At 71.0% G+C, this 24,563-nt stretch carries 23 protein-coding genes and 2 tRNA genes; 12 read left to right on the forward strand and 13 right to left on the reverse strand.

Annotated elements, in window-relative coordinates; all coding sequences use genetic code 11:
- Positions 1–10: 10 nt before the first annotated feature.
- Positions 11–694 carry an AIM24 family protein gene (locus ACIRPT_RS18080; protein ID WP_403828093.1) on the forward strand — a complete coding sequence of 228 codons (684 nt, stop codon included), beginning with the start codon at positions 11–13 and terminating at the stop codon, positions 692–694.
- Between the two features lie 20 nt (positions 695–714).
- Positions 715–1,473: an AIM24 family protein gene (locus ACIRPT_RS18085; RefSeq protein ID WP_403501225.1), complete on the forward strand. Its 759-nt coding sequence runs from the start codon at positions 715–717 to the stop codon at positions 1,471–1,473.
- 60 nt (positions 1,474–1,533) lie between these two features.
- On the opposite strand, the gene ACIRPT_RS18090 is transcribed toward ACIRPT_RS18085, so the two are convergent.
- Both ACIRPT_RS18090 and ACIRPT_RS18095 read right to left on the reverse strand, forming a co-directional pair.
- On the reverse strand, positions 1,534–2,076 hold the full coding sequence (locus tag ACIRPT_RS18090) for an NUDIX hydrolase (protein WP_403828095.1): 543 nt from the start codon (positions 2,074–2,076) through the stop codon (positions 1,534–1,536).
- A complete protein-coding gene (locus tag ACIRPT_RS18095; RefSeq protein WP_403501231.1) occupies positions 2,073–3,563 on the reverse strand; it encodes a zinc-dependent metalloprotease in 1,491 nt (496 codons plus the stop codon). Before ACIRPT_RS18095 ends, ACIRPT_RS18090 begins: the two co-directional genes overlap by 4 nt.
- Positions 3,564–3,753: 190 nt before the next feature.
- On the opposite strand from ACIRPT_RS18095, the gene ACIRPT_RS18100 reads away from it, so the two are divergent.
- The 4 genes from ACIRPT_RS18100 to ACIRPT_RS18115 all read left to right on the forward strand — a co-directional run bounded on the left by ACIRPT_RS18100 (position 3,754) and on the right by ACIRPT_RS18115 (position 6,968).
- Positions 3,754–4,905 carry an SDR family oxidoreductase gene (locus ACIRPT_RS18100; RefSeq protein ID WP_403501234.1) on the forward strand — a complete coding sequence of 384 codons (1,152 nt, stop codon included), beginning with the start codon at positions 3,754–3,756 and terminating at the stop codon, positions 4,903–4,905.
- Positions 4,906–5,006: 101 nt separating this feature from the next.
- Complete coding sequence (locus ACIRPT_RS18105; protein WP_403828098.1) at positions 5,007–5,480, forward strand: molybdenum cofactor biosynthesis protein MoaE; 474 nt, start codon at positions 5,007–5,009, stop codon at positions 5,478–5,480.
- A 154-nt stretch (positions 5,481–5,634) separates the two neighbouring features.
- Entirely contained in the window at positions 5,635–5,772 is a 138-nt protein-coding gene (locus tag ACIRPT_RS18110; protein ID WP_403828100.1) for a hypothetical protein, read from the forward strand.
- A gap of 98 nt (positions 5,773–5,870) precedes the next feature.
- Positions 5,871–6,968, forward strand: coding sequence for a PDZ domain-containing protein (locus ACIRPT_RS18115; protein WP_403828102.1), 1,098 nt, complete (start codon positions 5,871–5,873; stop codon positions 6,966–6,968).
- 33 nt (positions 6,969–7,001) lie between these two features.
- On the opposite strand, the gene ACIRPT_RS18120 is transcribed toward ACIRPT_RS18115, so the two are convergent.
- Positions 7,002–7,556 carry a PPA1309 family protein gene (locus tag ACIRPT_RS18120; RefSeq protein WP_403828104.1) on the reverse strand — a complete coding sequence of 185 codons (555 nt, stop codon included), beginning with the start codon at positions 7,554–7,556 and terminating at the stop codon, positions 7,002–7,004.
- A 136-nt stretch (positions 7,557–7,692) separates the two neighbouring features.
- Between ACIRPT_RS18120 and ACIRPT_RS18125 the strand changes: the two genes are divergently transcribed.
- From ACIRPT_RS18125 to ACIRPT_RS18140, 4 genes are all read left to right on the forward strand, one after another.
- Positions 7,693–10,593 (forward strand): UPF0182 family protein, encoded by a 2,901-nt coding sequence (locus ACIRPT_RS18125; RefSeq protein WP_403828625.1) that lies wholly within the window; start codon positions 7,693–7,695, stop codon positions 10,591–10,593.
- 113 nt (positions 10,594–10,706) lie between these two features.
- Positions 10,707–10,780 (forward strand) — tRNA-Met (locus ACIRPT_RS18130).
- Between the two features lie 218 nt (positions 10,781–10,998).
- Positions 10,999–12,849 carry a sel1 repeat family protein gene (locus ACIRPT_RS18135; protein WP_403828106.1) on the forward strand — a complete coding sequence of 617 codons (1,851 nt, stop codon included), beginning with the start codon at positions 10,999–11,001 and terminating at the stop codon, positions 12,847–12,849.
- Positions 12,850–12,967: 118 nt separating this feature from the next.
- Positions 12,968–13,041, forward strand: a tRNA-Met gene (locus ACIRPT_RS18140).
- A 133-nt stretch (positions 13,042–13,174) separates the two neighbouring features.
- Here the strand turns inward: ACIRPT_RS18140 and ACIRPT_RS18145 are convergent.
- The 4 genes from ACIRPT_RS18145 to ACIRPT_RS18160 all read right to left on the reverse strand — a co-directional run bounded on the left by ACIRPT_RS18145 (position 13,175) and on the right by ACIRPT_RS18160 (position 16,745).
- Positions 13,175–14,302 (reverse strand): ABC transporter substrate-binding protein, encoded by a 1,128-nt coding sequence (locus ACIRPT_RS18145; RefSeq protein ID WP_403828627.1) that lies wholly within the window; start codon positions 14,300–14,302, stop codon positions 13,175–13,177.
- Between the two features lie 38 nt (positions 14,303–14,340).
- Positions 14,341–15,207, reverse strand: a complete 867-nt coding sequence (locus tag ACIRPT_RS18150) for an ABC transporter permease (RefSeq protein WP_403828108.1) — start codon at positions 15,205–15,207, stop codon at positions 14,341–14,343.
- Positions 15,204–16,037 carry an ABC transporter ATP-binding protein gene (locus ACIRPT_RS18155; RefSeq protein ID WP_403501251.1) on the reverse strand — a complete coding sequence of 278 codons (834 nt, stop codon included), beginning with the start codon at positions 16,035–16,037 and terminating at the stop codon, positions 15,204–15,206. Before ACIRPT_RS18155 ends, ACIRPT_RS18150 begins: the two co-directional genes overlap by 4 nt.
- Before the next feature lie 285 nt (positions 16,038–16,322).
- The gene (locus ACIRPT_RS18160; protein WP_403501253.1) at positions 16,323–16,745 is read right to left on the reverse strand and encodes a Fur family transcriptional regulator; all 423 of its coding nucleotides are present in this window, start codon (positions 16,743–16,745) and stop codon (positions 16,323–16,325) included.
- A 160-nt stretch (positions 16,746–16,905) separates the two neighbouring features.
- Between ACIRPT_RS18160 and ACIRPT_RS18165 the strand changes: the two genes are divergently transcribed.
- Entirely contained in the window at positions 16,906–18,369 is a 1,464-nt protein-coding gene (locus ACIRPT_RS18165) for a catalase (RefSeq protein WP_403828111.1), read from the forward strand.
- 102 nt (positions 18,370–18,471) lie between these two features.
- Here ACIRPT_RS18165 and ACIRPT_RS18170 read toward each other — a convergent pair whose 3' ends face one another.
- Positions 18,472–18,873 carry a cyclic nucleotide-binding/CBS domain-containing protein gene (locus tag ACIRPT_RS18170; RefSeq protein WP_400068766.1) on the reverse strand — a complete coding sequence of 134 codons (402 nt, stop codon included), beginning with the start codon at positions 18,871–18,873 and terminating at the stop codon, positions 18,472–18,474.
- A 160-nt stretch (positions 18,874–19,033) separates the two neighbouring features.
- A complete protein-coding gene (hisN, locus tag ACIRPT_RS18175; protein WP_403501258.1) occupies positions 19,034–19,837 on the reverse strand; it encodes a histidinol-phosphatase in 804 nt (267 codons plus the stop codon).
- A 208-nt stretch (positions 19,838–20,045) separates the two neighbouring features.
- Here hisN and ACIRPT_RS18180 point away from each other — a divergent pair, with 208 nt between their 5' ends.
- Positions 20,046–20,630, forward strand: coding sequence for a TetR/AcrR family transcriptional regulator (locus tag ACIRPT_RS18180; RefSeq protein ID WP_403828113.1), 585 nt, complete (start codon positions 20,046–20,048; stop codon positions 20,628–20,630).
- A 214-nt stretch (positions 20,631–20,844) separates the two neighbouring features.
- Here ACIRPT_RS18180 and ACIRPT_RS18185 read toward each other — a convergent pair whose 3' ends face one another.
- The 4 genes from ACIRPT_RS18185 to ACIRPT_RS18200 form a co-directional block, all read right to left on the reverse strand.
- Entirely contained in the window at positions 20,845–21,168 is a 324-nt protein-coding gene (locus ACIRPT_RS18185; protein ID WP_403501264.1) for a DMT family transporter, read from the reverse strand.
- 118 nt (positions 21,169–21,286) lie between these two features.
- On the reverse strand, positions 21,287–22,294 hold the full coding sequence (gene rsgA, locus ACIRPT_RS18190) for a ribosome small subunit-dependent GTPase A (RefSeq protein ID WP_403502244.1): 1,008 nt from the start codon (positions 22,292–22,294) through the stop codon (positions 21,287–21,289).
- A gap of 14 nt (positions 22,295–22,308) precedes the next feature.
- Positions 22,309–23,682: a 3-phosphoshikimate 1-carboxyvinyltransferase gene (gene aroA / locus ACIRPT_RS18195; RefSeq protein ID WP_403828115.1), complete on the reverse strand. Its 1,374-nt coding sequence runs from the start codon at positions 23,680–23,682 to the stop codon at positions 22,309–22,311.
- 142 nt (positions 23,683–23,824) lie between these two features.
- Complete coding sequence (locus ACIRPT_RS18200) at positions 23,825–24,538, reverse strand: M50 family metallopeptidase (RefSeq protein ID WP_403828117.1); 714 nt, start codon at positions 24,536–24,538, stop codon at positions 23,825–23,827.
- Positions 24,539–24,563: the final 25 nt, after the last annotated feature.

The following is a 24,563-nucleotide window of genomic DNA, read 5'->3' on the forward strand; positions in this document are numbered from 1 at the left end:
GCCCGCAATCATGACCCAGCAGCAGCTGTCGGGCTACGTCCCGACCCCGCCCGCCGCCCGCATGGAGAACCACGGCAGCGCCATGGTGAAGATCGCCATGCAGAGCGGCCAGGACGTCTTCGCACGCACCGGCTCGATGGTCGCCTACGAAGGCTTCGTCCAGTACGAGCCCAACCCACCCGCCGTACGCCAGATGGCCTCCCAGTGGCTCACCGGCGAGGGCGCCCCGCTGATGAAGTGCTCCGGTGACGGCCTGCTCTTCCTCGCCGACTACGGCGCCGACGTGGTCTGCATCAACCTCAACGACGATGCGCTCTCCGTCAACGGCACCAACATCCTCGCCTTCGACGCCCACCTCCAGTGGGGCGTGCAGCGCGTCAAGGGCATGGCGAAGTTCGCCGGCCAGGGGCTCTTCAACGTCGGCATCGCCGGCACCGGCTGGGTCGCACTGACCTCCAGGGGCACGCCCATAGTCGTCGACTGCGGCCGCGGCGAGGACGAGACCTATGTGGACCCGGACGCGCTGGTCGCCTGGTCGACCAACCTCAAGATGAAGGGCAAGCGCAGCTTCAAGGCGTCCTCGATGATCGGACGCGGCAGCGGCGAGGCATACCAAATGGGCTTCTCCGGCCAGGGTTTCGTCGTCGTCCAGCCCAGCGAGGACAGCACCGACCGGCTCCGGGCCCGGGGCTGAGGGGGAGGACCGAACACGCCATGCAGAGTCCGCTTTTCGCCTTCACCGAGACACAGACCCAGGACCGCTACGCCCTGCAGAACGATCAGTTGCTGCGGGTCGCCCTGACCGGCCACGAGGACCTCCTCGCCCGTAAGGGCAGCATGGTCGCCTACCAGGGCCTGCTCGAATTCGAGGGCAACTACCAGACCCAGGGCCAGCACCACGCCCGCGCGGTCTCCGGCGAGGGCCTGGACCTGATGCGGGTCTCCGGGCAGGGCACGGTCTATCTGGCCAACCTCGCCCAGTACATCCATGTCGTCGACGTCGACCACCAGGGCCTGACCGTCGACAGCAGCTATGTCCTGGCGCTCGACTCCGCCCTCCACTGGGACGTCGTCTCCGTCGACAGCCAGTACGGCATCTCCGGCACCGGCAAGTACCAGCTCAACATCTCCGGGCAGGGCAAGGTCGTGCTGATGACCTCGGGCCAGCCGCTGATGCTGCAGGTCACGCCCGAGAAGTACGTCAATGCCGACGCCGACGCGGTCGTCGCCTGGTCCAAGTCGCTGCGGGTGCAGATGCAGGCGCAGACGCACTCCTCCGGGGTGTGGCGGCGGCGCGGCAACACCGGCGAGGGCTGGGAGCTCAGCTTCCTCGGGCAGGGCTATGCGCTGGTGCAGCCCAGCGAGCTGCTGCCGCCGCAGAACGCCGTGATCGGGTCCGGGATGGCCGCCCAGTTCGGCATGGGCCAGCACGGCGCCCACGGAGCCAACCAGGGCAACATCTTCACCAACTGACGCACCGCGCCAGTGAATCCGGCGCCCGCCCCATGGAGGGGACGGGCGCCGGACGCATCCTCAAGCGGACCGCTGAAGCAGCGCGCGGGTGCGCTCCACCAGGCGCACCACCGACGCATCGGCGACGGAGGCCACGTCGTCGTACGCGAACCAGCGCAGGTCCAGCGACTCGTCGCTGATCGCCGCCTCGGCGCCCTCGGGGGCCAGCGCGGCGTACTGGACGTCCAAATGCCAGGCGCAGGGCGTGTGATGACGGTCCAGCCGCACCGGCCCGCCGGGCAGCAGGGTGAGCCCCTGGGCGATCCCGGACTCTTCCCGGGCCTCCCGCAGCGCCGCGTCCGCCAATGTCGCGTCCCCCGGCTCGCAGTGCCCGCCCATCTGGAGCCACATCTCCAGCTTGCGGTGCAGGGTGAGCAGCACCCGGCCGCCGGCCGGGTCGACCACCAGGGCGCTCGCCGTGACATGGCCGTCCTTGCACGGCTTCCACATGCCGTCCTGGTGGGCGGCGAGATGGTCGAGATACGCCAGCCGCAGCCGCTCCTGGTCGTCCGACGGCGCGGGCCACTCCTTGAGCACCCGCGCCGCGTCCTCACGCAGACTCACCGGCCGTCGTCACCCTTGCCCTCGTCGGAGGCGCTGCCGTCGTCGGACGCCCGGTCCGGGCCGTCGGCGTCCTTGGCGTCCCCTGCGGGCTTGGACAGATCCGGCTTGCCGCCGCGCGCCGCTTCGCCGAGCATCTTGTCGAGCTCGGAGAAGTCCAGCTGCTCGTGGTGGACAAAGCCGTCCGGGTCGTCCAGGTCGGCCGCCGTCGGCAGCATGTCCGGATGCGCCCACAGGCCGTCGCGGCCCTCCAGGCCCCGGGCGTCCGTGAGCGACGCCCACAGCCGCGAGGCGTCCCGCAGCCGCCGCGGACGCAGCTGGAGACCGATCAGGGTGGAGAACGTCTGCTCGGCCGGTCCGCCGCTCGCCCGGCGGCGCCGCAGCGTCTCCCGCAGCTTGTCCGCCGACGGCAGATGCGGCTTGGCGGCGGCGTGCACCACCGCGTCCACCCAGCCCTCGACGAGCGCCAGCGCCGTCTCCAGACGGGCCAGCGCCGCCTTCTGCTCCGGGGTGTCCTCGGGCTGGAACATGCCCTGCTGGAGGGCGTTCTGCAGCTCCTCGGGATGCTGCGGGTCGATCTGCCCGACGACGTCCTCCAGCTTGGTCGTATCGACCTTGATGCCGCGGGCGTAGCCCTCGACGGCACCGAACAGATGCGAGCGCAGCCACGGCACATGCGCGAAGAGCCGCTGATGGGCGGCCTCCCGCAGGGCCAGATACAGCCGCACCTCCTCCTCCGGCACGCCCAGGCCCGAACCGAACGCGGAGATGTTCCCCGGCAGCAGCGCGGCCTTGCCGGCCGGACCCAGCGGCAGCCCGATGTCCGTCGAGCCGACGACCTCACCGGCCAGCACGCCCAGCGCCTGCCCGATCTGGGTGCCGAACATCGCGCCGCCCATGGAACGCATCATCCCGAGCAGCGGGCCCGCCATGGCCTGCATCTCCCCGGGCAGCACATCGCCCATCGCCGACCCGACGCGCTCGGCGAGCGGATTGACCAGGTCCTTCCACACCGGCAGGGTCTCCTCGACCCACTCGGCGCGGCTCCAGGCCACCACCGAACCGGAGCCCGACGGCAGCGACGTCACGCCGTCCAGCCACAGGTCCGCCAGCCGCACGGCCTCCTCGACCGCCGACCGCTCGCCCGGCGACAGGCTCGCGTCCTTGCTGCCGTCCTCGGCGCCCTGCGCGACGGTCTGCCGCGCGATGTCCTTGGCCATGTCCCAGTTCACCGGGCCGCCCTCGTACGAGAGCATCTGGCCGAGCTTCTGGAAGGCGGCTCCCAGGTCGCCAGGGTTCATTTCGCCGCCGGGGCCGCCCATGCCGCCGAAGAGCGCCGCGAACGGATTGTCCGCGCCGCCGCTCCCGCCGCCGAACCCGAAGGGGTCCGCTGGGCCCTGGCTACCTCCCTGGCCGCCCTTCTTCTTGCCGTTGTCGCCGTCCTCCGGCTCCTCCGGCGGAAGGCCGAATCCAAATGGGGTGTCACTCACGGGTTTCCTCGGCTCGTAGGGCCATCGGCAGGGGCCGACGGCGGCTGCCCGACATCACCTCCAGCGTAGACACCCCGCCCGCTTCGGGGCTCGGTGCTTCGCCGGGGCGGTGCCTGCGGCAGGATGGACGGCACCTGGTACGTACGCGTCATCTCGCGTGCGTACTGAATTCAACCGCTGGAGACGCCCGGTGAGTTCCCCAGATCCGACCGTTCGCGCAGCGCGAAACGCTGCGGCCAAGCCCGAGCCGGCAGGCAACGGCACCGGCGGCGCCGTCGACCGGCCGCTGCGCCGGCCCGTCGTGGCCGTCACCGGAGCCGCCTCCGGCGTCGGCGCGCTGCTCACCCGCGCCCTGGTGGCATCCGACGAGATCAAACAGGTCGTGGCCATCGACGAGCGCCGCGGCGAGGTCGCCGAGGCGCACTGGCACGTCCTGGACGTCCGCGACCCGGCCATTGCCGACAAACTGCGCGGCGCCGATGTCGTCGTCCACCTGGCGCTCGATCTCGACCTGGAGACCGACGCCGCCGCCCGCACCGCCTACAACGTGCGCGGCACCCAGACCGTCCTGACCGCCGCCGCGGCGGCCGGTGTGCACCGCGTGGTGCTGTGCACCTCCGCCATGGTCTACGGCGCGCTGCCCGACAACGATGTTCCGCTGGCGGAGGACGCCGAGCTGCGCGCCACCGCGGACGCCACCGGCGTCGGCGACCTCCTGGAGATCGAGCACCTGGCCCACCGGGCGCCCCGCGCCCACCCCGGCCTGAACGTCACCGTCCTGCGCCCCGCCGTCCTGGTGGGCGGCACCGACACCGCCCTGACCCGCTATTTCGAGTCGCCCCGCCTCCTGGTCGTCGCCGGCTCCCGGCCCGCCTGGCAGTTCTGCCACGTCGAGGACCTGGTCAGCGCCCTGGAATACGCCGCCCTGGAGAAGGTCGACGGCGAGCTGGCGGTGGGCTGCGACGGCTGGCTGGAACAGGAGGAGGTCGAGGAACTGTCCGGAATCAGACGGATGGAACTGCCCTCCTCGGTCGCCCTGGGGGCCGCCGCCCGGCTGCACCGCATCGGGCTGACCCCGTCGCCCGCCGGGGACCTCGCGTACACGATGCACCCCTGGGTGGTCAGCGGCAGCCGCCTGCACGAGGCGGGCTGGCGGCCGAAGTGGACGAACGAGGAGGTGCTGGCCGAGCTCCTGGAGGAGGTCTCCGGACGGCACACCGTCGCCGGCCGCCGCCTGGGCCGCAAGGACGCCACCGCCGCCGGTGCGGCCGGTGCCACCGTCGCCCTCCTGGGCACCGCCGCCCTGGTCCGCCGCGCCCGGAAGGCCCGGCGACGCCTCTGAGGCGGGGGCCCGCGGGCTGTATGAGCCTCCATACGGTGTCCCGGACGCCCGGTGGAATCGGCCATTCCCCAGCGCGCCCCCGGTACGGCACGATGGGGAGCATGTCAGCCGATACCTCACGCCCTGACCGCGACCACCCCGGTGAGCAGGCGGCCGCGGACCCGATCAGGCTCATCGCGGTCCGCGACACCGCGCTCTCCGTGGACGAGGTCTTCGCGGCCGTCGGGGACGCCGCGGCGGGCGGTACGGCGCTGTTCGTCGGCACGGTCCGTTCGCACGACGGCGGTGCGGACGTCGACGGGCTCGGCTACTCTGCGCACCCCTCCGCCGAGGCGGAGATCCGCCGGATCGCCGAGAAGGTGGTCGCGGAGTACCCCGTCCGGGCGCTGGCCGCAGTACACCGAGTGGGTGAACTGGCCATCGGCGATCTGGCGGTCGTCGTGGCGGTCTCGTGCCCGCACCGGGGCGAGGCGTTCGAGGCGTGTCGCATGCTGATCGACGACCTCAAACACCAGGTTCCCATCTGGAAGCACCAGACGTTCAGTGATGGTGCAGAGGAGTGGGTAGGGGTTTAGCGGGGGCGCCGGCCGCCATTGCTCCGGTTGCGTAACCCGCCCCCTGGCGTAAGCGTTGACCCATCGGATGGTTAATCTGCTAATCGTCGATTGCGGTCGTGCAAGGGGTTGGGAGGTCGCTGTGGGTGCGCTCCTGTGGTTGCTGGTTCCGGTTATGGCTGCGCTTGTCGCCACGGTGTGGAGTACCTGGACCCAACGCAGCCGTAAGGCCGGGGACGGCGAGGAGCTCGCGGGCTACGCCCGGTTCCGCGAGGCGATGGAGCGGGAGCATTCCGCTTCCGATCCCGCCTGACCGCTCCCGGCATATGCGTGAGCAACGGCCGTAGCTCCCCGTTCCCGTACGGACGGCCCCGCGGGCCGGTTGTCATACCCGTCCCGTACTGTCGTTCCATGCCACGCCGCACCGCGACGCTGCTCGCCTCGACCCTGATGCTGATCGCGCTGCTCTGCACGGCGGTGCTGATCCCGGCGCCGTACTCGGAGATGTCACCGGGGCCGACGGTGAACACCCTCGGCGATCACGAAGGCGCGCCGGTGCTGCAGATCTCCGGGCACAAGACGTATCAGCCGACCGGTCATCTCAACATGACCACGGTCCGGGTCACCGGCCCCGACTACAGCATGAATGTCTTCTACGCGCTCGTCGGCTGGCTGGACCACGACAGCGCCGTGGTGCCGCACAAGACGCTCTACCCCGAGGGGCAGACGGCCGAGCAGGCCGACCAGGAGAACGCCGAGGAGTTCACCCAGTCCCAGGAGAGCGCCAAGGTCGCGGCGCTCCAGCAGCTGCACATCCCGGTGGCGGCGCAGACGGTGGTCGCGTCCGTCATGAAGGACAAGCCGGCCGACGGGCGGCTGCACGCGGGCGATGTGATCACGGCGGTGGACGGCACGAAGGTCAAGGAGACCGGGGACGTCGCCAAGTTCGTCACCCGGCACAAGCCCGGCGAGAAGACCGTCTTCACGATCATCCCCGCCAAGGTGGCGGCCGCGGCGGAGAAAAAGGGCCACAAGCCCGGGGCCGGGCAGCGGCAGGTCACCATCACCACGACCAAGGCGCAGGACGGCCGTGCCGTGGTGGGCATCCAGGCCGGCGTGGACCACATCTTCCCGTTCCCCATCGACGTCAAGCTGGCCGATGTGGGCGGGCCCAGCGCCGGGCTGATGTTCGCGCTCGGCATCGTCGACAAGCTGACGCCCGGCAGCATGACCGGCGGCAAGTTCGTGGCCGGCACGGGCACCATCGACGACAAGGGGAAGGTCGGCCCGATCGGTGGCATCTCGATGAAGACGGTCGGTGCCCGGAACAAGGGCGCGCAGTTCTTCCTGACGCCGAAGGAAAACTGCGCGGCTGCCGTCAAGGACACCCCCAAGGGCCTGACCCTGGTGAAGGTCGGCACCATAGGCGACGCCGTCAAGGCACTGGAGAAGATCCGTAAGGACGACACCGCCGGCCTGCCGAGCTGCAGCCCGGCAGGCCGGTCGTAGGGGAGGGCGTCGGGGACGGGCCGACGGCCCGTCCTACGCCTCGAAGGTCGCGGCCAGCGCCTCCGCGAGGCCCGGCACCAGAGCGGAGCCGGTGAGGACCTCGGACGTGGAGTCCTTCTCGCGCAGCCGCAGCGCCGATTCGCGCGCGCCGTCGCGCAGTACGGCCACCGTCATACGGACCTCCTGACGGTCCGGGTGGTCGGCGACCCACTTGGCGAGCTGCGCCTCGTCCATGCCCTTGGGCACGGAGTCCTCGGCGGACGGCGGCAGCATCAGCCGCTCCACGGTCAGCGCGCAGCCGGCGACGGCGTCCGGCCAGGCGATGGTGGCGAGGAACTCGTCCAGCGGGGCGCCGGCCGGGATCTCGTCCTGCTCGACGGGGGTCAGGGAAGCGGTGGTGGAGTCGTCGATGCCGAGCTGCGCGGCGAGCGAGGGCTCCTGATCGCGCAGCTTGGCGGTGTCGACGAGGGCGAACAGTCGGGCGGGCTGGTCCCAGCCGAGCCCGGCGGCGTACTCGTCGATCTCGAGTACCGCGCGGGTCAGTGGGTCGGCGGCGAGGGGGGTGCCGTCAACGGGGAGGTTGCTCATGCCCAACATCGTGCCTTGTCCGTCCCGGAAATCGGGAACCGAGTAAAGCCTTCGTAAGTTGCATCACTGGGTCCTACTATCGCCGGGCCTGTTCCACACAACAGCGAACTTCGAGGTGCGCACCTTGGCTTTCCAGATGCCGGACCGCGGCTCAGGACCTTCCGGGCCACGGATCAGAGTCGGCCGACCGTCCCGGCGGGCGAGGACCCTGCTCATGACGCTGGGCGTACTGGCCGTGCTGGCCATGCTCTTCGTGATGTTCTCGGGGTTCTGGACCGACTGGCTCTGGTACCGCTCGGTCAACTACTCCTCGGTCTTCACCACGACCCTGTGGACCAAGATCGGTCTGTTCTTCGCCTTCGGCGCCGTGATGGCGGTGGCCGTCGGCCTCAACATCTGGCTGGCGCACCGGCTGCGGCCGCCGCTGAGCGCGATGTCCATGGAGCAGCAGAGCCTGGACCGCTACCGGATGGGCATCGCCCCGTTCAAGAAATGGGCGCTGATCGCGATCACCGCGGTGGTCGGGCTGATCGCGGGCGCCTCCGCGTCCGGTGAATGGCGCACCTGGCTGCAATGGGTCAATGGCGTGCAATTCGGGCAAAAGGACCCGCAGTTCGGCAAGGACGTCGCGTTCTATGCCTTCGATCTGCCCTGGTACCGCTTTCTGCTGAGCTTCGGCTTCGCCTGTGCGGTGCTGTGCCTGGTGGCCGCGGCGCTGACGCACTACCTGTACGGCGGGCTGCGGGTGACCAGCCCCGGCTCCCGGGCGACGGCCGCGGCGACCGGCCATCTGTCGGTGCTGCTGGGTATTTTCGTCTCGCTCAAGGCCATCGCGTACTGGCTGGACCGGTACGGCCTGGCGGTGAAGTCCAGCGGCCTGAAGTCGGCGGACAACTGGACCGGGCTGCGCTATGTCGACGCGCACGCCTATCTCCCCGCGAAGACCATCCTGTTCTTCATTGCGGCGATCTGCGCGGTGCTGTTCTTCGCCACGCTCTGGCGCCGCACCTGGCAGCTCCCGGTGATCGGCTTCGGGCTGATGGTGCTCTCGGCGGTCCTGATCGGCGGGCTGTATCCGGCGATCGTGCAGAAGTTCCAGGTCCAGCCGAACGAGGCGAGCAAGGAAGCGCCGTACATCAAGCAGAACATCAAGGCGACCCGGGACGCGTACGACATCCAGAACTCCGAGGTCACGCCGTACAAGGGCGACTACAAGCCCGCGGACGAGCAGGACAGGCAGCGGCTGCGGGACGCGGCCGACACCACGGCCAGCATGCGGCTGCTCGACCCGAACGTGGTCTCGCCGGCGTTCCAGCAACAGCAGCAGGTGCGGGCGTACTACCAGTTCCCCTCCACCCTTGACGTCGACCGGTACAAGGACAAGGACGGCGCCGAGCAGGACACCGTCATCGGTCTGCGTGAGCTGAACGTCGCCGGCATCTCGGACCACAACTGGATCAACGACCACTTCAAGTACACCCACGGCTATGGCGCGGTCGCCGCGAAGGGGACCGAGACGGCCGACGGCGGCGGTCCGAAGTACAGCGAGTCGGACCTGCCGGCCAAGGGGCAGCTCCCCAAGTACCAGCAGCGGGTGTACTACGGCGAGAAGACCTCGCAGTATTCGATCGTCGGCGGTCCGCAGAAGGAGCTGGACTATTCCGACGACACCGGCGAGAAGAGCTATCGCTACACGGGCAAGAGCGGAGTGAATCTGTCCAACCCGATCAACCGCGCCGCGTACGCGGTGGCGTTCGGGGAGCCGCAGATCCTCTACTCCGGTGCGATCGGCGACGGCTCGCGGATCCTGTACAACCGCACGCCCAAGGAACGGGTCGAGGCGGTCGCGCCCTGGCTGACCATCGACGGCGATGCCTATCCGGCGGTCATCAACGGCCGGATCCAGTGGATCGTGGACGCGTACACCACCAGCAACGGCTATCCGTACGCCTCGCGCACCACGCTGGGGGACACCACGGCCGATTCGCTCACCGACGGACAGCGGACGGTGGTGGCCCAGCAGAACCAGGTCAACTACATCCGCAATTCGGTCAAGGCGACGGTCGATGCCTACGACGGTTCGGTCAAGCTCTACCAGTGGGACGACAAGGACCCGGTCCTCAAGACCTGGATGAAGTCGTTCCCCGGTACGGTCACGAAGAAGGACGCCATCAGTCCCGAGCTGAAGGCTCATCTGCGCTATCCGCAGGACCTGTTCAAGGTGCAGCGGCAGCTGCTGACCACCTACCACGTCACCGACCCGAACACGTTCTACTCCGGTTCGGAGCGCTGGCAGGTGCCGAGCGACCCGACGACCAAGTCGGGCAACTCCGTGCCGCCGTACTACCTGAGCATGAAGATGCCGGATCAGAAGCAGCAGGCCTTCTCGCTGACGACGACGTTCACGCCCAACAAGAAGGACAACCTGGGCGCCTTCATGGCCGTCGACGCCAACGCCACGAGCCGCGACTACGGCAAGATCAGACTGCTGAAACTGCCCGCACAGACCCCGGTGCCCGGTCCGCAGCTGGCGCAGTCGAAGTTCAACTCCGATCCCACGATCGCCAATGAGCTCAACATCCTCAAGAAGGGCGACTCGGAGATCGAGTACGGCAATCTGCTGACCGTGCCACTGGACGGCGGACTGCTCTACGTCGAACCGGTCTATCTGCGCGGCGCCGGTACCAACTACCCGCTGCTGAAGAAGGTGTTGGTCAGCTACGGCGACAGCAAGCCGGTCCTGGAGGACTCCCTCAAGGACGCGCTGGATGTCGTCTTCGGCAAGAAGGCGCCGAGTACGGGCACCAAGCCGCCGGGCGGCGGCGATACGGGCCAGGCGCCGTCCAACCAGACGGTGCAGCAGGCGCTGAGCGACGCCGAGAAGGCCTACGACGAGGGCGAGAAGGCCCTCGAGCGCAAGGACTTGGGCGCATACGACGCGGCCAAGAAGAAGCTCAAGGCGGCGCTGGACCGGGCGGCGAAGGCGTCCGAGAAGGCGAAGTCGTCCGGCAAGGACGGCGGCTCGTCGGGCGGCTGAGCGGCCCCGGCGTCAACTGCGGTGCCTGCGGCCGCCGGTGAACCTGCCGGCGGCCGCACGGCATCCGTGGTCGGGGCTCTCCCCGGCATCGTGATAGCGTGAGGACACAACGACGCGGGGTGGAGCAGCTCGGTAGCTCGCTGGGCTCATAACCCAGAGGTCGCAGGTTCAAATCCTGTCCCCGCTACTGAAGATGAAGGCCCGGATCTTTCAGGATCCGGGCCTTCTTCATGTGTGTGGCAGGTGATTTCGGCCGATGCTGGTGAAGGCCGCGTCGAACTGCCGATGTGGCGAACCTGTGTGCTTGAGTTTGACAAGTCGCCGTGTCGGGAAGTCGACAAACCGCTGAAGTGACCTCACTGGCTGCGGTATACCAGGTGTACGCGGGTTACAGGTGATGCGACGATGGCTGTTATGGGGGACAAGGCAAGGTTGTTGGAGACAGACCGGTTTGTGCATGCGCCCGACGACGGGCGCGAATCCGAGCTGCCGATGGACGCAATGGAGGCCGCGGAGGCCGCCGAAGCATCCGATGCGGTCACCGAGACCGGCCACCGGCGGGCCGCCGAGGCGGGTGACACCGCCGCGATGAGCGCGCTGGGCGCGATGCTGCTGCGCCGCGGCGACCTGGACGGCGCCGAGTCACATCTGCGCTCCGCCGCCGCGGCCGGCGACCGCGCCGCGGCCAACAACCTCGGCGTACTGCTCCACCAGCGGGGCTACGGCGACGAGGCCGCCGGCTGGTGGCGGATCGCCGCCGTCGCCGGCTCCGCGGCGGCTGCCCACGCCATCGGCCGGCACTACCGCGAGCGCGGCGACGAGCCCGCCGCCGAGTACTGGCTGCGCCAGTCCGCCGAATCCGGCCACTGCCTGGGCGCGTACGCCCTCGCCGACCTGCTCGAGCACCGCGGTGACGTCGGCGCCGAGCGCTGGTTCCGCGCCGCCGCCGAGCGCGGCCACCGCGAGGCCGCCTACCGCCTCGCCCGGATCATCGAGGACGGCCGCGACGGCGACCGCCGTACGGCGCCCGCCTACGGGGAGCTGACCCGGCAGGCCGAGGCCGAGCAGTGGTACCGCCAGGCCGCCGCCCGCGGCCACCGCCGGGCCGCGCTCCAGCTGGGCGTGCTCCTGGAGGACCGAGGGGACATCCAGGAGGCGGGTCGCTGGTACCTGTCCGCCGCCAAGGACGGCGAGGCGCGGGCCGCCTGCGCGCTGGGCTTCCTGCTGCGCGACGCCGGGGACGAGGAGAGCGCAGCCGAGTGGTGGCGACGGGCCGCCCAGGACGGCGATGGCAACGCTGCCAACGCACTGGGCGCGCTGCACGCCGACCGCGGCGAACTGGGCACCGCCGAACGCTGGTACCGCGTCGCCCTGGACGCCGGCGACGTCAACGGCGCGTACAACATCGGCCTGCTGTGCGCCGCGCAGGACCGGGCCGACCGCGGCGAGCAGTGGTACCGCCGCGCCGCCTACGCCGGGCACCGCGAGGCCGCCAACGCACTGGCCATCCTGCTGCTCCAGCGCGGCGACGCGGCGGGCGCCGAGCCGTGGTTCTCCAAGGCGGCCGAGGCCGGCAGCGTGGACGCGGCGTTCAACCTCGGCATCCTCTTCGCCGGGCGGGGCGAGGAGCGGACGGCGCACGTCTGGTACGAGCGGGCGGCGGCGGCCGGGCACACCGAGGCGGCGCTGCAGGTCGCCATCGTGCAGCTGCGCGACGGCGAGCTTCAGGACGCGGAGCGGAATCTGCGCTGTGCGGCCGGCGGCGGCAGCCGGGAGGCGGCCTTCCGGCTCGCGGACCTGCTGGACCGCAGGGCCGCGGCGGCCGGCGAGGGGCTGGCGGACAGCGATCGCACCGCGGACGACGAGAGCACCCAGTGGTACGAGCGAGCCGCGCGGCAGGGGCACCGCCGCGCCCAGGTCCGGGTCGGCATGTTCGCGGCGGCCCGCGGCGATGTGGTGGAGGCCGCGAACTGGTACCGCGCGGCGGCCGAGGCCGGCAGCCGTAACGGCGCCTTCAACCTGGGGCTGCTGCTGGCCCGCGAGGGCAGCCTCCCCGAGGCCGCGCTGTGGTGGCAGCGGGCCGCCGAGGACGGCCACGGCCGCGCGGCGCTGCGCCTCGCGCTGCTCGCCGCCCGGCGCGGCGCGCTGGCCGAGGCGCAGAGCTGGTGCGCGCGCGCCGTCGAACTGGGCCCGCCGGAGGTGGCCGAGCGCGCGGCGCGGCTGCGCACGGCGCTCCAGGAGGAGCTCAGCGCGTAGCGGCAGCCCATGGGGCCCAGGACCGGGCCCCGGGGGCTGCCCATGGGGTCCGGTCCTGGGCCACGGGGAAGGGATTTGCGCTGGTCGTCGGGCTGGGGTTAAAGTAAAGACACAACGACGCGGGGTGGAGCAGCTCGGTAGCTCGCTGGGCTCATAACCCAGAGGTCGCAGGTTCAAATCCTGTCCCCGCTACTGAAGGGCAAAGGCCCGGATCCTCAGGGATCCGGGCCTTTGTCGTGCTCCGGGGTTCGTGCTCCGGGTGGTCACGCTTCGTAGCCCGTAGCCCGTAGCCCGTAGCCCGTAGCCCGGAGCCCGGAGCCCGGAGTCACGGACGGTGGCCGACCGCCTCCCCGTAGAGCGAGCGGTCGACGAGCTTGTTCTCCGGCAGCGGCGCCCCCTTGGTGACCCCCGCGTCCCGGTACGCCCTTTGCAGCCGGTCCGCGGTGCCCTTGCGGATCTCCCAGTCCATCCGGAGCGACGGCACCGAGGCCAGGACCCCGGCATCCACCCCGAGCAGCTTCGCCAGCTCGGCGGTGAAGGCCTTGTCCGCCTTGTAGTCCCCGGCGAAGTAGGTGTTGACGGTACGGATGTAGGCGCGCAGGAAGGCCACGCCCGCGTCGGGGTCGCGCTGGAGGAGGTTCGAGCCGTAGAGGGCGCCACCGAGCGGCTCCCCCTGGGGCTGGCCGCCCAGGAACGCGTACTTCTTGTTGCCGTCGACCTGCCGCCAGACCGGGTCGAGCAGCCAGGCGCAGTCCACGCCGCCGCCGGTGAGGGCGGTCAGTACGTCGGAGGAGCCGAGCTGCTGGAAGGCGACGGAGTTCGCGTCGGCGCCGTGGGCGGCGAACGCGGCGTCCATCGGGTACATGATCACGGAACCCTTGCCGATCATGGTGCCCATCCTGGAACCCTTGAGGGAGACCGCGGAGGCGCTCTGGCCGTTCTTCAGGCGCACCCACAGGCCGCTCCTGGACTTCGGGGCGGGGGAGAAGTTTCCGGCTACCCAGCGGATGTCGAAGCCGCCGTTGATGCCGTTGACGACGGCGGCCTCGGGGGCCGCCCACAGGGCGTCCAGATCGCCCTTGGCCAGCAGGGGCAGCGCTTCCGGGGTGGGCAGCACCTTGAGCCTGACGTCCAGGCCTTCCTTCTTGAACTCGCCCTTGGCGATGGCCAGTCGCAGCGGGGCGACGTACTCGGCGGCGAGGGTGCCGGTGGCGACCGTGACGGTGCGGTGCTTCTTGAGGGGCCTGGGGGCCGGGGCGCCCTTGTCGCAGCGGGCCGGGGTGCGGCCGGGGGAGCGGTCGGCGGGGTCGGTCCACGAGGCCTTGCCGCAGCCCGCAACCGGCTTGACGGTGCGGGGCTTTGCGGGGGTGCCGGTGTCCTGCTGGGCGGTGCAGCCCGCGCTGAGGGCGAGCGCTGCGAGGAGCACGGCGAGGGTGGTGGTGCGGGAGCGCAGCATGGGGCCTCCGTGCGGCGGGATTCGGAATTGCCGGGTCAGTTCTGGGCGCGGCCGCGGTCGCGGGGGGCCCACGGGGTGAGGATGCGCCCGGCCAGCCGCACCAGTTCGGAGAAGAGCACCCCCAGGACGGCGACGCAGACGATGCCGACGAACATCACGTCGTTCTGGAACAGGGCGCGCGAATCGAAGATCAGATGGCCCAGACCGTCGGCGGCGGCGATCTGTTCGGAGGCGACGATCACCAGGACGGCCACACCCGCGGCGATCCGGGCGCCCACCAGGACGGCGGGCAGCGAGGCGGGCAGCAGGACGTGGCGGAACATCTGCCAGGGGCTCGCGCCGAAGACCTGCCCCGCGTCGCGGTGTCCGGCGGGAACGGCGAGCACCGCCGCCATCGTGGAGATCCATACGAAGAAGAAGACGGTGGCGGCGACGAGGGCGATCTGCGGACCTTCGCCGAGGCCGAACATGTTGAGGAAGACCGGCAGGAGGGCGAGTTTGGGGACGACGTAGAGCGCGTCGAGGAGCGGTTCCAGGGCGGCCCGTACGAGGGATAGGGAGCCCATCAGGAGGCCGAGCAGATAGCCGCTGACGGTGCCGATGGCGTAGCCGGCCAGGACGCGCTGGAGGGTGGACCGGACGTCCGGCCACAGCTCGCCCGCCAGGGCGCGGTGCCAGCCGTCGGCCAGGATGGTGGACGGTGCGGGGTAGACGCGGGCGTCGATCCAGGCCTGGGCGGCGGCCAGTTGCCACAGCAGGACGAGGGCGAGCGGGACGGCGCCGGCCAGCGCGAGTTCGAGGGTGCGCCGGCGGCGGTGGGTGCGTTCGGGGTGCCGCTCCTGGGGGCCGGGGCGGCGGATCAGGAGGCGGTCGGGGGCGGGTTTGCGGGGCGCGGTGGTCATGCCGGCACGGCCCCCTTCCTGGCGGCGGCGTCCCGCCCGTCGACCTCGCCGCGCAGCAGCTGCCACAACTCCGCTTTCAGGGCGGTGAATTCGGGGGCGCTGCGGACCTCGCCGGTGCGGGGGCGGGCGAACGGCGGGCGGCGCTCGGCGATGATCCGGCCGGGCCGGGCGGACATCACCAGCACCCGGTCGCCGAGCACGAGGGCCTCTTCGAGGCTGTGGGTGATGAAGAGGGTGGTGGTGCGGGTGGTCTGGGTGAGGTCGAGCAGCTCGTCCTGGAGGATGGTGCGCAACTGGGCGTCCAGGGCCGCGAACGGCTCGTCCATCAAAAGGATTTCGGGTTCGACGGCGAGCGCGCGGGCGATGGCGACGCGCTGGCGCATCCCTCCGGAGAGGGCGGCCGGGTAGGCGCCCGCGAAGTCGGCGAGCCCCATGCGGGCGAGCCAGGAGCGGGCCCGTTCGTCCGCTTCCTTGCGGGGCACGCGCTGGATGTCGAGGCCGAAGCGGACATTGGCCAGCACGGTCTTCCAGTCGTAGATGCCGTAGTCCTGGAAGATCATCGCGGCCGGGCGGTCGGCGCTCGCCCGGATCTCCAGCTCGCCCGCGCTGGGGCGCAGCAGGCCGGCCGCGATCCGCAGCAGGGTCGATTTTCCGCAGCCGGACGGGCCGACGATGCAGACGAATTCGCCGGGCGCGATCTCGACGTCCACGGGGCCGAGCGCGGCCAGCGCCTTGCCGCCGCGGCCGAAGGAACGGGCCAGGGCGCGGGCGTGCAGGGCCGGTGGACGGGGGGATCTGTCGGTGGGCGGGGACGGGTGCGGCTCTCCCACGGGGTGCTCCTTGCGGGTGCGGATGCGGACAAGGGGGCGCGGGGATACGGGGCCGGGTCCGGTGGGACCCGATGGCCGAAAAGCGTGGCCTGCCCGCCGACGATATGACGGGTCGTCAGATTCGGGCAAGAGGGTGGGCGGGCCCCGATGCGCGCGGGCGCGGGTGCCGGCCGGAGGGGGTCCGGGCATGCGAAGGAGCCCGCTGCCGTGGACGGCGCGGGCTCGGAGTGGTGTACGGCGTGACGGCTCAGGGGTGGCCCGGACGGGGGCCGGCGCCCTGAAGGGTCAGGAGTGGTGGGCGCTGCAGTGGGGGCAGATGCCGCGGTAGGTCACCGTGACCTCGGAGACCTGGAAGCCGTAGCGCTCGGGCTCGGGCAGGGCGGAGAGCGGGTCGCCCTGGAGGTGGACGTCGCGGATCGTGCCGCACTGCGAGCAGACGAGGTGCTGGTGGTCGTGGTGGGCGTTCGGGTCGTAGCGCTTGGCCCGGCCGTCGGTGCTCACCTCGAGCACCTCGCCGAGCGAGACCAGCTCGCCCAGCGTGTTGTAGACCGTGGCGCGGGAGATCTCCGGGAGCCGCTCGGTCGCGAGCGCATGTACTTCGTCGGCGGTGTAGTGGACGTGGTCCCCGTCGAGGACCTCGGCGACGACGCGTCGCTGCGCGGTCAGCCGCCAGCCGCGTCCGCGGAGCCGTTCCAGCAGGTCACTCATGCCAATCACCTATCAGTCAGATACAGCCAGGGTAGCAGTGGCCGGTCCATCGCCGGATCGAGTACGAGTTTCGGGTACTTCTTGACTTAGACAATGTCCAATGTAGGATCGGGATCGGCGCAAGCCAAGGGACAGGTGGAGAACACTTCAGGAGGCGCACGTGTCGGTAGAGAGCATCACTGGACCGCTGACCACGGAGTCCGGGGCTCCGGTCGGGGACAACCAGAACAGCGAGACGGCCGGCATCGGCGGACCCGGCCTGATCCAGGACCAGCTCCTGATCGAGAAGCTCGCCCACTTCAACCGCGAGCGCATCCCGGAGCGCATCGTGCACGCCCGCGGCGCCGGCGCCTACGGCACCTTCACGGTGACCGCGGATGTGACCGAGTACACCCGCGCCAACTTCCTCTCCGAGGTCGGCAAGCAGACCGAGACCTTCCTGCGCTTCTCCACCGTCGCGGGCAACCTCGGTGCGGCCGACGCGGTGCGCGACCCCCGCGGCTTCGCGCTGAAGTTCTACACCGAAGAGGGCAACTACGACCTCGTCGGCAACAACACCCCGGTGTTCTTCATCAAGGACGCCATCAAGTTCCCCGACTTCATCCACACCCAGAAGCGCGACCCGTACACCGGCTCGCAGGAGGCGGACAACGTCTGGGACTTCTGGGGTCTGTCGCCCGAGTCCACCCACCAGGTGACCTGGCTGTTCGGCGACCGCGGCATCCCCGCCTCGTACCGCCACCTCAACGGCTACGGCTCGCACACCTTCCAGTGGAACAACGCCGCCGGTGAGGTCTTCTGGGTCAAGTACCACTTCAAGACCGACCAGGGCATCAAGAACCTGACCTCGGAAGAGGCCGCGGTGCTGGCCGGCCAGGACCCCGACAGCCACCAGCGTGACCTGCGTACGGCCATCGAGCGGGGCGACTTCCCGACCTGGACCGTGCAGGTGCAGATCATGCCCGCGGAAGAGGCGGCCAACTACCGCTTCAACCCGTTCGACCTGACCAAGGTCTGGCCGCACGAGGACTACCCGCCGATCGAGATCGGCAAGCTGGAGCTCAACCGCAACCCGCAGAACATCTTCGCCGAGGTCGAGCAGTCGATCTTCTCCCCGCACCACTTCGTGCCGGGCATCGGCCCGTCCCCCGACAAGATGCTCCAGGGCCGCCTCTTCGCGTACGGCGACGCCCACCGCTACCGCGTCGGCATCAACGCCGACCACCTGCCGGTCAACCGCCCGCACGCCACCGAGGCGCGCAGCCACGGCCGGGACGGTGCGCTCTACGACGGCCGCCACGCCGGCCAGAAGAACTACGAGCCCAACAGCTTCGGCGGCCCGGTCCAGACCGGTCAGCCGCTGTGGCAGCCGGCCTCCCTGAACGGCCCCACCGGCGAGCACGTGGCGCCCTCGCACACCGAGGACGACGACTTCGTGCAGGCGGGCAACCTCTACCGCCTGATGTCGGAGGACGAGAAGGAGCGCCTGATCGGAAACCTGGCGGGCTTCATCTCCCAGGTCTCGCGCGATGACATCGCGCAGCGCGCGATCGAGAACTTCCGCAAGGCGGACGCGGACTACGGCAAGCGGCTCGAAGCCGCGGTCCAGGCCCTGCGCGGCTGAATGAGCCTTCCCACCCGGTTGCTCAGCCGTCGCTTGCCGTAACAGCCGAAGAGGCCGGATGCCATGGGGCTCCGGCCTCTTCGTGCGTGCCGGTCCCGAGCTTCAGGCGGGCACGACGCCGGCCCGCTCGAGCACGTCGGTGCGGCAGCGCATGATGTCGCGTACGGAGACGATGCCGACGGGTTCGCGGTCGTCCAGCACGATCAGATGGCGGAAGCCGCCGCGCACCATCGCGGCCGCGGCGTCGTCGAGGGTCCAGTCCGGCGCGGCGAAGACCACGTCCGAGGTGGTGTGGGTCTGGGCGGTCTCCCGGTCGGGATTCTCGCCCGCGCCGAGGGAATTGAGGATGTCGCGCTCGGTGAGGATGCCGAGGCCGCTGGTGTCGGTGTCGAGGACGACGGCCGCGCCGACCCGTCGGGCCGCCATCAGCTGTGCGGCCTGGCGGAGGGTGTGTGCGGGCCCGATGGTGAGGACCACCGTGCTCATGGCGTCTTTGACGAACATGGGCATGGAGTGGAGCCACCTCCTTGGTGAATGTGCTTGCGAAGAGATTCACAAGTTCACAAAGTGGGGGATTCTCATGTTCACATGCCGGGGCCGACACAACAAGGTGCCTCAAGGGGCAAGTATTGGACGCCTGTCCGAAAACTCGCCCCTTCGCAGGTCAGTGGCGCGCGTCGCCGAGATAAGTCAGCAGATCCTCGTGCAGCAGGCCGTTCGATGCCGCGGCGTTACCGCTGTGCGGGCCCGGCTTGCCGTCCAGGCCGGTGAACCGGCCGCCCGCCTCCTGGACGACCACCGCGCAGGCCGCCATGTCCCACAGCGACAGCTCCGGCTCGGCGCAGATGTCCACCGAGCCCTCGGCGACCATCATGTACGGCCAGAAATCGCCATAGGCCCGGGTGCGCCAGCAGTCCCGGCTCAGATCGAGGAAGCCGGGCAGCTGGCCGCGCTCCTCCCAGCCGGTGAGCGAGGAGTACGCGAACGACGCGTCCTGGATGCGGCCGACCTGGGAGACGCGCAGCCGGGTGGCGGAGGTCAGGCTGCGGCCCGTGAAGGCCCCCAGACCCTCGGCGGCCCACCAGCGGCGGTTGAGGGCCGGGGCGGAGACGATGCCGACCACCGGGCGGTCGCCGCCCTCGCCGCGCTCCATCAGGGCGATCAGCGTGGCCCAGACCGGCACCCCGCGGACGTAGTTCTTCGTGCCGTCGATCGGGTCGATGATCCAGCGGCGCGGTCCGGCGCCCTCGCTGCCGAATTCCTCGCCGAGCACCGCATCGCGCGGCCTTGCCCGCTGGAGCTGGCCGCGGATCAGCTCCTCGGCGGACTTGTCCGCCTCGCTCACCGGCGTCATGTCCGGTTTGGTCTCAACCTTGAGGTCGAGGGCCTTGAACCGCTCCATGGTGGCGGCGTCGGCGGCGTCCGCGAGGACATGGCCGAGGCGGAGATCATCGTGATAGTCGGGCATGTGCGAACAGTATCTACTGGTATACGCAGGAGCCACACGGCCATGCCCGGCCCGCCGTGCGGGGTCATTCCACTGGCCGTGTGAGCCCTTCCGCACGGCGCGCGCCGGGCGCATGGACGGGGCGTGCGGCGACCCTTGACAGTCTCTGGTGCCCCGTCAATTCTGTGCGCACAGCGGCCTTTTGGGCCGACGGCCGGGGAGGCGACGGATGCCCGCAGCGCGTGAATGCTTGCTGGATGCCGCATACACGGCGCTGACACGACGGGCGTGGGCCGACATCCGCATGGTGGATATCGCGGCCGCGGCCGGGGTCTCCCGGCAGACCCTCTACAACGAGTTCGGCAGCAAGGAAGGCCTGGCCCGCGCCCTCGTACGGCGCGAGACCGACAACTATCTGGCCGGGGTCGAGCGGGCGCTGACCCGGCGCCCCACGGCCGGGCCGGGCGGCGACGCGGCGGGCAGGGTGGTGGCCGCGGCCGCCTGGACGATCCGTACCGCACGGACGAATCCCCTGGTCAGGGCCGCTTTGACGGGATGCTGGAGCGACCGGCTGCCGGCCCCGCCGCGACCGGGCCCCGCCGAGCTGGTCGGCCGGTTCTGCGACCGGGCCGTCGCCGCGCTGGAGCCCGACTGGCCCAAGGGCGAGCTGCCCGCCCTCGACACCGCCTGCGAGACCGCGGCCCGGCTGACGCTGTCCTGTGTCGTCGCCCCGGCCGGCCCGTCGGACCGGGCCGGGCCGGAGGCGATGTCACGGCTCGTACGGGGCGCGTTCGTGCGGGTGCGGGGTGGGTGAGGGCCCTTAGGGGGAGGGGAACAGATCCCGTAGGGGATGGGTGCGCCCCCTGCGGGCCACAACGTGGCGGGGTGGGGCGGTATTCCGGGGTACGGGATCCGCGGCCCGGGATCGCCACGCCGCGCGCCGCCACGCCGAGCGGGTCGACCCCCAGTGCTCCGGCCTCAGCGCGCCGGGCCCATGAGCGCGCCCGGGCCCATGAGCGCGCGGGACCTCAGTGCGCCGAGCCCGACAGCTGTAGGCCGATGACGCCGACGATGACCAGGCTGATGGAGACCAGCTTGAGGGTGGAGACCAGGTCGCCGAGGAAGACCATGCCGTAGATCGCGGTGCCGGCCGCGCCGATGCCCGTCCACACCGCGTAGGCCGGGCCGACGTCCAGTTTGCGCAGCGCCAGGGTCAGCAGGCCGAAGCTGCCCAGTGCGAAGACCGCGAAGGCGACCGTCGGGAAGAGCCGGGTGAAGCCGTGGGAGAGCTTGAGGCAGACGGCGAACCCGGTCTCCAGGATCCCCGCCACCACGACCAGCAGCCACGCCATGTCCCATTGCCTCCGTCAGGTCCGTGTGGTCGTCAGGTCCTCAGAGATCGGTGAGCGCTTCGCCTGCCTTGGGGTGATTATGCAGTTACCTCGGACGGGTGGCAGCCCCTTCGCACGATCAGTCGCCCTCGCGTCTCTCCCTGGTGGCGAGCAGCCGGCGCAGGGAATAGAGGCGGGCCGGATCGGCGTGCCCGTCGGTGACCCACTGGTCGAGCGCGCAGTCCACCTCGTCGTGACTGCAGGCGCGCGGACAGCCGTCGGTGCCCGGCTCCAGGTCGGGGAAGGCGTGGATGACCCGCGACGGGTCGACGTGGTGCAGGCCGAACGACCGCACACCGGGGGTGTCGATGACCCAGCCCGAATCGCCGGGCAGCGGCAGCGCCAGCGCCGAGGTGGTGGTGTGCCGGCCCCGCCCGGTGACCGCGTTGACATGTCCGGTGGCCCGGCGGCGCTCCGGTACCAGGGCGTTGACCAGCGTCGTCTTGCCGACCCCGGAGTGCCCGACGAACGCCGTCATACGGCCCGTCAGCTGCTCCCGGACGCGCTCGGCGGCGGCGCCGTCGGCCAGTTCCTCGCGGTTGGTGACGACGTACGGGACGCCCAGCGCGCCGTACGACTCCAGCAGGGCGTCGGCGGAGGCCAGATCGGACTTGGTCAGGACGAGCAGCGGGTCGAGGCCCGCGTCGTACGCGGCGACCAGGCAGCGGTCGATCAGCCGGGGACGCGGCTCGGGGTCGGCCAGCGCGGTGACGATCGCCAGCTGGTCGGCGTTGGCGACCACCACCCGCTCGTACGGGTCGTCGTCGTCGGCCGTACGGCGCAGCGTCGAGGTGCGCGGCTCGACCCGGACGATCCGGGCCAGGGTGTCCTTGGCGCCGGTCAGATCCCCGACGACCGCGACCCGGTCGCCGACCACCGCGCTCTTGCGGCCCAGCTCGCGGGCCTTCATCGCGGTGACCGTACGGCCCTCGATCAGGCAGGTCAGCCGGCCGCGGTCGACGGTCAGGACCAGGCCCTCGCCGGCGTCCTCGTGCTTGGGGCGGATGTTAGTGCGGGGGCGGTTGCCCTTGGGGTTGGGGCGGACGCGGATGTCGTCCTCATCGGGGTTCTTGCCGTAGCGGCGCATGGCGGCGTCAGCCCTCAAGCTCTCCGGGCGGGGACGGCGGCCGGATCGAGCATGTCCGTCCACATCGCGGGGAAGTCGGGCAGGGTCTTGCCGGTGGTGGCGACGTTCTCCACCTCCACGCCCTCGACCGCCAGGCCGAGGATGGCGGCGGCGGTGGCCAGGCGGTGGTCCTCGTAGGTGTGGAAGATCCCGCCGTGCAGGGGCCGGGGCCGGATGTGCAGGCCGTCGGCGGTCTCGGTGACATCGCCGCCGAGTTCGTTGAGCTCCTTGGTGAGCGCGGCCAGCCGGTCGGTCTCGTGCAGCCGCAGATGCGCCACGCCGCGCAGCGTGGAGGGGGAGTCGGCCAGGGCGGCGACGGCGGCGATGCCCGGCGTCAGCTCGCCGACCTCGCTGAGGTCTACGTCGATGCCGTGGATGCGGCCGCTGCCGGTGAAGGTCAGGCCGTGTTCGGTCAGCTCGCAGGAGCCGCCCATGGCGGTGAAGATCTCGCGCAGCGCGTCACCGGGCTGCGTGGTGTGCTCGGGCCAGTCGGGGATCGTGACCCGGCCGCCGGTGACCAGCGCCGCGGCCAGGAAGGGCTGGGCGTTGGACAGATCCGGCTCGACGACCAGGTCGCGGCCGAGCAGCGCGCCCGGGGTGACCCGCCAGACGTTCGGCTCGCCGCCCGCCTCGGGGGTGTCCACCTGGGCGCCGACGCTGCGCAGCATGTCGACGGTCATCCGGATGTGCGGCATGGAGGGCAGCGCGGCGCCTACATGGCGGACCTCGACGCCCTGGTTGAAGCGCGGCGCGGACAGCAGCAGGGCGCTGACGAACTGGGAGGACGAGGAGGCGTCGATCTCGACCGGGCCGCCCTCCAGGGCGCCGCCGCCGAAGACCGTCATCGGGAGCGCGCCGCGGTTGTCGTCGTCGATCCGGGCGCCCAGGGCACGCAGCGCGTCGATGACGCCGCCGAGCGGGCGCTCGTAGGAGCGGGGGTCGCCGTCGAAGCGGATCGGGCCGTCGGCCAGGGCCGCGACCGGCGGCAGGAAGCGCATGACCGTTCCGGCATTGCCGACGTCGACGGTGGCCGGGCCGTGCAGCCCCGCAGGGATGATCCGCCAGGCCTCGCCGCCACCGGGCAGCGCATCGGCGCCCGCGGAACCGGCGGAGCTGGAGGAGGCGGTCTCCTCGATGCCGACGCCCAGGGTGCGCAGCGCCTCGGCCATCAGGAGGGTGTCGCGGGAGCGCAGCGGGCGGCGCAGCCAGCCGGGCTCGGAGGACAGGGCGGCCAGTACGAGGCCGCGGTTGGTGACCGATTTGGAGCCGGGCACGGTGACGGTTGCATCGACGGCCCCGGGGGCGAGGGGGGCGGGCCACAGGGAGGGGAGTGCGGGGCTCTCGGTCATGCCCTTACTTTAATGGCTGGGCAAGGGTGCCGATCTTGATCAAAAGTGGCGCAACCTCCGCGAAACACGACGCTGGTAGTGCGCACGGGCGCCATAAGGGCTGATGGCGAGCCGGACGGGCGTCCCGGAGTCGGCTCCTGTCTCATATGCCGAGCAGCCAGCGCCCGCCGCCTATCAGGGAGCACAGCGTCACGACGTGGAAGAGGCCCAGCCAGACGGCCGCCGGGACGTGGGTGAGCCGGGCCAGCTGGTCGGGGTCGGAGTCCACCGCTCCGCCCCTGCGCCGCTTGCCCATCAGCTCGAACGGCGGCCGGACGCCGCCCAGCAGCAGGAACCACACCGCCGCGTACGCGAACGCCGCCTGGACGTCCGGCGTCGTCAGCCAGGAGACGAGCAGGAAGGCGGCGCCGGCCACGACGACGGTGAGCACGCCGTACGCGTTGCGGATCATGAGCAGCATGGCGATCAGCAGCGCGGTGGCGCCCCACAGCAGGGCCGTGATGTGCCCCGCGGCCAGCAGCGCGGCGCCTGCCAGGCCCAGCAGGGAGGGGGCGGTGTAGCCGGCCGCGGCGGTGAGCACCATGCCCAGGCCGGTCGGCTTGCCGCGGGAGACGGTCAGCCCCGAGGTGTCCGAGTGCAGCCGGATGCCCTGCAGGCGGCGGCCGGTGAGCAGCGCGATCAGTCCGTGCCCGCCCTCGTGCGCGATGGTCACGGCGTTCCGCGACAGCCGCCAGGCGGTGCCCGGCACGACGACGGCCAGCGCCAGCACCCCGGTGACGATCACCAACCAGAGGGACGGATCCGGCTGGACCCCGAAAACGCGGCTCCAGAGGTCGGTGATGTGGTCGGTATCCATGTCTCCCCTTCCGGTGGCATGGCAG

Origin of the sequence: Streptomyces sp. NPDC101227 (assembly GCF_044767545.1) — a bacterium.
In the GTDB taxonomy this organism is placed as follows: Bacteria; Actinomycetota; Actinomycetes; order Streptomycetales; family Streptomycetaceae; genus Streptomyces.

What these genes read in the sequence shown, in the direction of transcription:
- aroA (WP_403828115.1), bottom strand. Translation starts at nt 23,682, where the DNA reads ATGACCGAGAGCCCCGCACTCCCCTCCCTGTGGCCCGCCCCCCTCGCC.
- ACIRPT_RS18200 (WP_403828117.1), bottom strand. Translation starts at nt 24,538, where the DNA reads ATGGATACCGACCACATCACCGACCTCTGGAGCCGCGTTTTCGGGGTC.
- ACIRPT_RS18120 (WP_403828104.1), bottom strand. Translation starts at nt 7,556, where the DNA reads ATGAGCAACCTCCCCGTTGACGGCACCCCCCTCGCCGCCGACCCACTG.
- rsgA (WP_403502244.1), bottom strand. Translation starts at nt 22,294, where the DNA reads ATGCGCCGCTACGGCAAGAACCCCGATGAGGACGACATCCGCGTCCGC.
- ACIRPT_RS18150 (WP_403828108.1), bottom strand. Translation starts at nt 15,207, where the DNA reads ATGACCACCGCGCCCCGCAAACCCGCCCCCGACCGCCTCCTGATCCGC.
- ACIRPT_RS18185 (WP_403501264.1), bottom strand. Translation starts at nt 21,168, where the DNA reads ATGGCGTGGCTGCTGGTCGTGGTGGCGGGGATCCTGGAGACCGGGTTC.
- ACIRPT_RS18170 (WP_400068766.1), bottom strand. Translation starts at nt 18,873, where the DNA reads ATGTTCGTCAAAGACGCCATGAGCACGGTGGTCCTCACCATCGGGCCC.
- ACIRPT_RS18160 (WP_403501253.1), bottom strand. Translation starts at nt 16,745, where the DNA reads ATGAGTGACCTGCTGGAACGGCTCCGCGGACGCGGCTGGCGGCTGACC.
- ACIRPT_RS18115 (WP_403828102.1), top strand. Translation starts at nt 5,871, where the DNA reads ATGCCACGCCGCACCGCGACGCTGCTCGCCTCGACCCTGATGCTGATC.
- ACIRPT_RS18105 (WP_403828098.1), top strand. Translation starts at nt 5,007, where the DNA reads ATGTCAGCCGATACCTCACGCCCTGACCGCGACCACCCCGGTGAGCAG.
- ACIRPT_RS18085 (WP_403501225.1), top strand. Translation starts at nt 715, where the DNA reads ATGCAGAGTCCGCTTTTCGCCTTCACCGAGACACAGACCCAGGACCGC.
- ACIRPT_RS18135 (WP_403828106.1), top strand. Translation starts at nt 10,999, where the DNA reads ATGGCTGTTATGGGGGACAAGGCAAGGTTGTTGGAGACAGACCGGTTT.
- hisN (WP_403501258.1), bottom strand. Translation starts at nt 19,837, where the DNA reads ATGCCCGACTATCACGATGATCTCCGCCTCGGCCATGTCCTCGCGGAC.
- ACIRPT_RS18080 (WP_403828093.1), top strand. Translation starts at nt 11, where the DNA reads ATGACCCAGCAGCAGCTGTCGGGCTACGTCCCGACCCCGCCCGCCGCC.
- ACIRPT_RS18180 (WP_403828113.1), top strand. Translation starts at nt 20,046, where the DNA reads ATGCCCGCAGCGCGTGAATGCTTGCTGGATGCCGCATACACGGCGCTG.
- ACIRPT_RS18125 (WP_403828625.1), top strand. Translation starts at nt 7,693, where the DNA reads ATGCCGGACCGCGGCTCAGGACCTTCCGGGCCACGGATCAGAGTCGGC.
- ACIRPT_RS18110 (WP_403828100.1), top strand. Translation starts at nt 5,635, where the DNA reads ATGGCTGCGCTTGTCGCCACGGTGTGGAGTACCTGGACCCAACGCAGC.